This window comes from Bradyrhizobium sp. 23AC (assembly GCF_054863025.1).
Map to the genome: position 1 here is coordinate 1 of NZ_JAVAYN010000309.1, position 235 is coordinate 235.

1 pseudogene is annotated in these 235 nt (G+C 48.1%); it reads left to right on the forward strand.

Annotation, left to right across the window (positions count from 1 at the left end):
- Positions 1-235 (forward strand): annotated as a pseudogene (locus RAD10_RS42545) (hypothetical protein); the annotation flags it as partial.

Sequence of the window (235 nt, forward strand, 5' to 3'; positions counted from 1 at the left end):
GCAGGTAGCATCACTCAAATGCAAGCGGTGTTTGATATGGAGGTGATGCATCTTAAATCGGCGCAACGCCATATCGAAGGTCTAGCAAGCACCGATCTAAGCCAAGGTGTATACGCTGAAGGACTGGCAGAGGACGCGTTTAACAAAAGTGGCGTCACCGATAATGTCGAACGAGCTGCGGCGTGGATCATTAATGCTTCTAACTCTAAAGGAAACGATGCCGAAAACATTACGT